Origin of the sequence: Bartonella sp. AA9NXGY (assembly GCF_042196845.1) — a bacterium.
In the GTDB taxonomy this organism is placed as follows: domain Bacteria; phylum Pseudomonadota; class Alphaproteobacteria; order Rhizobiales; family Rhizobiaceae; genus Bartonella.
Genome location: NZ_JBHIRB010000112.1, coordinates 1 through 656, shown reverse-complemented (window position 1 = coordinate 656; position 656 = coordinate 1). Strand labels below are relative to the sequence as shown.

General features: G+C 44.4%; 1 pseudogene. It reads right to left on the bottom strand.

Annotated elements, in window-relative coordinates:
* Window positions 1-656: pseudogene (locus tag ACFIM6_RS10110) on the bottom strand (phage portal protein); the annotation flags it as partial.

Below are 656 nucleotides of genomic sequence, written 5' to 3'. Positions count from 1 at the left end.
GTAATCGCATTTTGAAGCAATGGGAGCAGCTGTGTGATGATACCAAAGGTGCGCTCTTTCTCATTCGGGCTGGTTGGAGCATCATCCACCACAATATCGTAATCAACACTCATCACCGCTTCACGTGTTAAGGGAATATATTGCGCATTCTCCTCACCCGATATCCTCACCAAACGACCATCAGACAAGTAATTCTGTATCAGATGCAAAATAATCTTACCCTGCCTTTTGCGATACAAACGCAAGCCATCAAATAGACAAGCAAGCAGGTTAAGACTAGATTGACGCCGTTGTGCTTCTAAAATCCCTGCTTGTGAGACTTCTCTCGTCCCGATAAACTCAGGCGATAAGCCCGTAACTTGATTAATCGCTTCCTTGGCTTCATTAAACAGTTGGAAAAAACCGGTTGGGAATTGCGCTACGGGTTTGGGCTGTATCTTACCACCTGCCAAAGCGCCATTTTTTAAAACCGTAATACTATCTACTCTGCTCCAACTCTTTACAGCTTCTCTCACATCTTCAAATGCGCCCCGCTCTGCCATTATCCCGCCTTTGGATTGGCTATTAAGGATATGCATTACTTGACTAAAATATTTATTCGCCCATCGTTGTGGATCTTTTGTCGGACGGACAACCCCATAAAATTGCCGTTCTAT